Source organism: Streptococcus sp. 3.1, assembly GCF_016648915.1.
In the GTDB taxonomy this organism is placed as follows: domain Bacteria; phylum Bacillota; class Bacilli; order Lactobacillales; family Streptococcaceae; genus Streptococcus; species Streptococcus salivarius_E.
In genome coordinates, this window is record NZ_JACLQV010000004.1 from 187,195 (window position 1) to 194,609 (window position 7,415).

Consider the following 7,415-nt stretch of genomic DNA (forward strand, 5'->3'; position numbering starts at 1 on the left):
TGTAAACTTTTTCTTCTACTTTAAGAAAACTTTAGGCTTTGCTTTATATACTATAACCATCCTAAAACTTTTCTTTTTCATAATCTCCTAAATCCAGGGCTTAGGTCCTGGATTTTTTTGCGTGAAGGAGAAGTAAATGAATTTATGAAATTTGAATCATTGCTTTTCTTCTTTTGCCTGATTAATCATATCTAGGAAATAAGCATGTACCCTTTCGTCACCCGTTAATTCTGGATGAAAAGAGGTCACCAACATCTGCTTTTCTCTAGCTGCCACGATAGCCCCATTGACTTGTGCTAGAATATCCACTTCTGGTCCAACAGCTTCAATAATCGGCCCACGAATAAAGACCATTGGGATCTCCCCTATTCCTTTAAATTCAGCATCTGTGACAAAACTGCCCAATTGGCGTCCATAAGCATTTCTGGCTACAGTGATATCCATATTTGCCAAATGTTTTGTTTGGTCTCCCACTATGGTTTTGGCCAACAAAATCAGACCTGCACAAGTTCCAAATACAGGTAGTCCAGCATCAATTTTCGTCTTAATCGGCTCAAACAAGTCTAAATCATGCAAAAGTTTTCCCATGACTGTCGACTCTCCCCCTGGTAGAATGAGCCCGTCTAAATCAGCGTGAGCTTCCCAATCCTGTCGATTTCTGATTTGAACCGTTTCAACCCCAAGTGCTTTCAAGACCTGCTCATGTTCTGCAAAAGCACCTTGCAAAGCCAGTATTCCGATTTTTGTCATCTATTTTCCTCGCTCTGCCATTAAGATGTCAATTTCGTCCTTGTTGATACCAACCATGGCTTCTCCCAAATCTTCTGACACTTGCGCCAAAATATCGGGACGATTGTAGTTAGTTACTGCTTTGACGATAGCTTCCGCACGTTTTTTCGGATCTCCAGACTTGAAAATCCCTGAACCAACAAAGACACCTTCAGCACCCAGCTGCATCATAAGCGCAGCATCCGCTGGTGTCGCTACACCACCTGCCGCAAAATTGACAACAGGCAACTTGCCATGTTCGTGGACATAACGGACCAAATCAATTGGCACCTGCAAGTCTTTAGCAGTAATATAGAGTTCATCTTCTCTAAGATTTTGAATACGGCGAATCTCTTGATTCATGAGTCGCAAGTGGTGAACAGCCTGAACAATATCACCAGTCCCAGGTTCACCCTTGGTACGAATCATTGATGCCCCTTCTGAGATACGGCGAAGAGCCTCACCGAGGTCCTTAGCTCCACAGACGAAAGGCACATCAAACTGGGTTTTATCCACATGAATAAGGTCATCAGCCGGTGTCAAAACCTCACTCTCGTCGATATAATCAATCTCAATCGCCTGCAAAATCTGTGCTTCAACGAAATGACCAATACGCACCTTAGCCATCACTGGAATACTAACGGCGTCCTGAATTTCCTTGATCATCTTAGGATCACTCATACGTGACACACCACCCACCGCACGGATATCGGCCGGAATGCGTTCCAAGGCCATAACTGCAGCTGCTCCTGCCGCCTCAGCGATACGTGCTTGCTCAGGATTTTGAACGTCCATGATGACGCCCCCCTTAAGCATCTGTGCCAAATTTTTATTTAAGTCGTAACGATTTGTCATTGCAATCACCTCTCATGTTTTTATGTCCTCTATTTTACACAGGATGATTTTTGAAAAAAAGACTCTATTTCCCAAACTGTATGGGGACAATTGCCCTTTCAATCATATCTATAGACGAAAAAATAAATAAATTAGGAAAACTCTTTTATAGGCTATAACTATCACAACTATAAGCATCTTTTTATAAGAGTATGGCATTTTTGTATCCGTTTTCTATTGAAGTTATTAGAAAATAAGATTAAAATATAATCGTAAATTAATTTTTGGTGTTCATGATGTTTTATATGTCACAGCATGAATTTACCAAGTCACCATATAAGGGGGAAATTTATGGAAAACAAAGTTCGTTTCAAACTTCATAAAGTTAAGAAACATTGGATTACAATCGCTGCCTCAAGTTTGGCTATCGGGGCTTCACTGATTGGCCTTGGTCAAGTCGGAGCCGATGAGGTCGAACCTGAAACGACCGCTGTTAACAGTCCTGAAAATGTCGTCTCTGACAGTAATCTTGAGACAAGTGCTAGCCTCATTACAAGAACCGAAGTAGCTCCGGCGAGCACGGCTGTTGAAAATACTTCTAGTGATACAGTCTCAACTGACACTACATCTACTAATGTCGCCAGTCAGCCTGCAGAAGCAACTGCTACACAGCCTGCTAACGAAACTGATAAAAAAATTGAGACAGCTACTATAGATAAAAGTACTGAAACCTCATCCGAAACAAGCGACAACGCAACTACTTCACAGGAAACACCTTCCCAAGGTGGCAAGTTCACCTCAGATGATCAAGGTAACTGGTATTATCTAGACAGTGACGGTCACAAACTAACTGGCCCACAAACCATCGACAGCTTCAACCTCTACTTCCATGACAATGGTATCCAGGCAAAAGGTGAAAAGGTAACCATTGATGGCAAAGATTACTACTACGATAAAGATAACGGTCGTAAGGTAACTGATACAAGCATTGAAGTAGACGGTAAAACTTATCTAGCAGATGCTGATGGCATCCTAACCGAAAAAACACAACTACCAACCCAGGTCGTGACTGGTGGTCATTTCCAATCTGATAACCAACAAGACTGGTATTACTACACTGCCAACGGTGAAAAATTGACTGGTTGGCAAAATGTTGATGGTGTCATCCTTTATTTTGATAAAGATGGGAAACAAGTCAAAGGACAAAAACAAGAAATCGACGGCAAGCACTACTATTTTGCCTATCATAATGGTGCCTTAATGACTAATCAATGGTATGAACATATCATCTTTAATAGTTACAGAACCAACCCAATGTATACGCACCTCTTTGAATATCTAGGAGAGGACGGTGCTCCCGTTACAGGTTGGCATACAATCGATAACAAACGCTACTACTTCCAATCAGACGGCCTGAGAGCTCAAAATGATGTCGTAACCATTGATGGGAAAGAATATTTGTTTGATTATGACGGTCAATTGGTTAAGAACACGTATGGCATCGTTGAAAGACCTTCTATGTTTTTCTCTAGTAAAACAACTTACCACACTGATGCTGACGGCGTCATCCAAACCGGTAGACATATAATTGATGGTAAGGAATACATTTTTACTGAAAATGGGGTTGTCCTAAACGGTATTATCACTTTTGAAAATAAAGATTATTTTGTCATTAATAGTGAAGTCCAAAAAAATAGCCTTAAAGCCTACTTTGCACCCGTTGTCTATCACAATGAAGGTATTTTTCATGGAATCTATGGCACTGATGAAAACGGGGTTGCCTTAAAAGGATTCCAACGAGGTATTGATGGTCAACTCCACTACTTCCAACCAGCAGTAAAAAGTGTCACTAAGCCTTCATGGGAGGAAATCAATGGGCAACGTTACCGATTGACAGATGGAGATTACGTCGAACCTACTGCTGGTATGCGTCCTACAATTATTGTCTCTAATACAACTTTGAAAGTTGATGACAAAGTCTATTCCTTTGATGACAAGGGAATCTCAACTGAAGTTACACCTAAAAATCAGTTTATTCGCGACGATTTTTGGAACTGGTACTACTACGATAAAGATGGGAAACTCCTAACAGGTCGTCAAACCATTGATGGTATTCAGCTCTACTTTGATAAAAATGGTAAGCAAGCAAAAGGGACTTTGATTGACATCGATGGGGATACCTACTACTTCGATAAAGATAGCGGAGCTTTATGGACCAATCGTACCATTGAACTTGGTGGCGTTACCTATAACATTGATGAAGAAGGACATGTCACATCTTCTCTACGCAACACCTTTGTTCAGGACAAGGATGGCGATTGGACTTATCTCAAAGATAAGGGCCAATTAGCTACTGGATGGCAAACCATTAATGGTGTCCAACTCTACTTTGATGGCAGTGGTAAGCAAATAAAAGGTAAGCGTATCCTTATAGATGGTAAGTACTACTATTTCGCTAAAAACAATGGTGAACTCCTCCGTAATGCATTCTATCCGTACAATTACTATTCTAAGCTCTACTTTGGCAATGATGGAGCTCAAGTTTTTGGCTGGTATACACTAGATAATCACCGTGTTTACTTTAAGGAAGATGGTCTTCAAGCTAAAGAAGAGTTGCTTCTAATTGACGGAAATTATTATTACTTCAATCAAGATGGCCAACTTCTAGTTGATGGTTCAGCTAAATCATTTAGTATAATATATCTTGCAGATTCAGAAGGAAAACTATTAACCGGGTGGAGAGAAATTGACGGTAAGACCTATTACCTAGATCCAAGCAACCAATATCGCTATGTCAATACAACAGAAACCATAGATGGCAAGACCTATCTTTTCGGTTCTTATACGGAATTATTGCGTAATGACACTAATTACTCATACGCTTCGGATGAAAATGGAATCGTTCGAACAGGATTCTACCGCACTGATGAAGGCTACCTCTGCTATCTTGAGCCTCAGGTAATCTCTTCCTACCAACCAACTTGGAAGGAAATTGACGGTAAGCTCTATCACTTCGAAAAATCAACTTCGTTAGGGAAACATCTTTACGGTTCTCCAATCACAACCAATGCAACACTAGAAAAAGATGGCAAAACTTATGTCATTGATGAAAATGGTGTAGCAACTGAAAAAGTGAATTAAAATGGAAAACAAGATATTTCTTCTACTTTAAGAAAACTTTAGGCTATGCTTTATATACTATAACCATCCTAAAACTTTTCTTTTTCATAATCTCCTAAAATCCAGGGCATAGGTCCTGGATTTTTTTGTATTTTTAACTCTTGAGACTGCTAAAATTGTGATATTTGCCTTGTTAGTCACTTTACAATGTAATCGTTTTCTTATTTTTATCTAAATTTCTTATATTTTCTTGAAACTCTCTAAAATAGCGCTATAATAGAATTTAGGAAATGGAGGAAAAATTATGAAAGTACATTCTAATTTTACTGGACAAAAGTCCAAAAAACGTCTGATTGCATTCTCATGTGCAACTGCTCTTGCTAGCTTTGCTTTTATCGCAAGGCCTGCATTTGCGGAGGAAGCTAAAGTTGACAACTCATCAAACCTTAATACGACTGCTGCTACCACTGCCAATGTGGAAACCACAGCAGATCTTGTCGAAACTAAGGTTGTTGAAGCTCCTGCTACTACTGAAAATGTTGCTAGCACAGAAAACACCACAAATGTCTCAGAACAAGCCACAAATTCTACAGCAAGTTCTGAAACTGCCAGTGAAACAGCTTCAACAACTGCAAGCGAAAGTCAAGTACCTGCAGAATCAGCCTCAGGCCAAACACGCGAAGCTGTAACTACAGACCGAGCTACCAATGAGACTACTTCAACTAGAGAAGCTAATATCACTGGTGGTCAATATTATAGTGATAATCAGGGAAATTGGTACTACAAGGATACGAATGGGAAAAACCTCGTTGGCGAACAGACTATCGATGGTCAAAATGTCTATTTCCGCAGTAATGGGCAACAAGTTAAGGGGCCTTTAATCGGTTGGAAGAATAGACTATTTCGTTACTACGATGTTGATACTGGGCAACTATGGACTAATCGATACCTTGAATACCAAGGTAATTGGTACTATTTAGGTGAAAATGGCTATCCCCTCACTGGAGAACAAACTATCAATGGTCAAGAAGTCTACTTTGATTATAAAGGTGTTCAAATCAAAGGTGACTTTAGTGGAGAAACTTATAGTTATCCTCATATGACTTTCTATTACGATGCTGACTCTGGAGCTAGAGTAAGAAAAGAAGGGCTTGTCAATGATAAAGGAGGAAAAACTTACTACCTCAACAATGATGGCTCTAAGTTTACAGGAGTTCGTGAGATTGACGGAAACCTCTTTTATTTCAAAATATATGATGCTACTACCCCTGTTTATATTGGCTCTCTACAAAAAGGTATCAGTATCTCTCTTGAGGAGGGGAAAAATTCACCACGCGGTAATAGTTATGGTTATGGTAATCCTACTAAAATCACTCGTCGATACTATTTTGACCCAATTACTGGTCAAGCCGTTAAAAATCGCTATGTCCAAGAAAATGATGGCTGGTACTATTATGCTGAAGATGGAAATGCAATTCGTCCTCAAGATGGTGAAGTCAATATAGACGGTCAAATCGTTTACCTCTATGCCAATGGTCGTCAAGCTAAGGGAGAGCTTGTTCTCGACAATGGTGTTCTTCGCTACTATGATCCTAATTCTGGAGCACGCGTCTCTAACACCACTCTAACAGTTAATGGTATGACCTATCGATTTGATGAAAATGGCATCGGTACGGATGCTCCTAACCCAAATGGTTATTATAGCGATGATAACGGAAACTGGTATTATAAAAACGCGAATGGAGACAACCTCACTGGTGCTCAAATCATTAACGGTCAAAAAGTCTTCTTCCGTGAGAACGGCCAACAGGTTAAAGGGGCCTATACCAATGCCCGTAATAATCTTGTTCACTACTTCGATCCAGATTCTGGAGAACTCGCGACCAATCGTTATATCGAATACAACAAATCTTGGTACTACGTTGATAAAAATGGCAATACTTTAAAGGGTGCTCATACTATTGATGGTCATGAAGTCATCTTCAGTCGCTATGAAGGAACACAAGTCAAAGGGTGGTTTGCACACGATGGTGTATATATGCCTGAATACTTTTATGATAAAAATAATGGATATAAAGTAAACTATTCTGGTTTTGTAAAAAACTCATTTGGAGATACTTATTACCATGACGAAACTGGTAGACAAGTAATCGGCTTTAAAGAAATTGATGGCGAATTTTACTACTTCACCCCAGGTGGGGCAAGCAAATATATTCGAGTTGCTTCAATGGAAAAAAATAGCCTCCTCTATTATACAAAGGATAAAATTTACTATTTTGGTGAGTCTGGTAAAGCAGTTAAAAACCGCTTCGTCTTTACCAGTGGAAATTGGTATTATTTCAATGGAGATGCTACAGCAGCAATTGGTGTCTCTGAAATTAATGGTAAAAAGCTTTACTTTAATTCTAGAGGGGAACAAATTAAAGGTGCTTTTACACCAGATGGTCACTACTACGATGAAATCTCTGGTGAACTAGTCACCAACCAAACACGTACTATCAAAGGTGTAACTTATCATTTTGATGAAAATGGTAATGCGACCAAAGTTTAAGATATTCCTCACTTTAAGAAAACTTTAGGAATCGCTTTGTATACTACAACTATCCTAAAACTTTTCTTTTTCGGCTCTTTGTCAACTGTAGTGGGTGACGAAAAGCTAACATCTAGAGAGGACCTGATAGGTCTTCTCTTTT

4 protein-coding genes are annotated in these 7,415 nt (G+C 39.6%); 2 read left to right on the forward strand and 2 right to left on the reverse strand.

What is annotated here, in order from left to right:
* Positions 1–156: 156 nt before the first annotated feature.
* Positions 157–750 (reverse strand): pyridoxal 5'-phosphate synthase glutaminase subunit PdxT, encoded by a 594-nt coding sequence (gene pdxT / locus H7U02_RS04110; protein ID WP_060972796.1) that lies wholly within the window; start codon positions 748–750, stop codon positions 157–159.
* Positions 751–1,623, reverse strand: coding sequence for a pyridoxal 5'-phosphate synthase lyase subunit PdxS (pdxS, locus tag H7U02_RS04115; protein ID WP_037602288.1), 873 nt, complete (start codon positions 1,621–1,623; stop codon positions 751–753).
* 330 nt (positions 1,624–1,953) lie between these two features.
* Between pdxS and H7U02_RS04120 the strand changes: the two genes are divergently transcribed.
* Together H7U02_RS04120 and H7U02_RS04125 are read left to right on the forward strand one after the other, a co-directional pair.
* Complete coding sequence (locus H7U02_RS04120; RefSeq protein WP_201042837.1) at positions 1,954–4,743, forward strand: KxYKxGKxW signal peptide domain-containing protein; 2,790 nt, start codon at positions 1,954–1,956, stop codon at positions 4,741–4,743.
* Between the two features lie 283 nt (positions 4,744–5,026).
* Positions 5,027–7,273 (forward strand): glucosyl transferase, encoded by a 2,247-nt coding sequence (locus H7U02_RS04125; protein WP_156685312.1) that lies wholly within the window; start codon positions 5,027–5,029, stop codon positions 7,271–7,273.
* Positions 7,274–7,415 lie beyond the last annotated feature (142 nt).

Bases quoted from the DNA above. Each gene is read 5' to 3' on its own strand.
- pdxT (WP_060972796.1), bottom strand. From the start codon at position 750: ATGACAAAAATCGGAATACTGGCTTTGCAAGGTGCTTTTGCAGAACAT.
- pdxS (WP_037602288.1), bottom strand. From the start codon at position 1,623: ATGACAAATCGTTACGACTTAAATAAAAATTTGGCACAGATGCTTAAG.
- H7U02_RS04120 (WP_201042837.1), top strand. From the start codon at position 1,954: ATGGAAAACAAAGTTCGTTTCAAACTTCATAAAGTTAAGAAACATTGG.
- H7U02_RS04125 (WP_156685312.1), top strand. From the start codon at position 5,027: ATGAAAGTACATTCTAATTTTACTGGACAAAAGTCCAAAAAACGTCTG.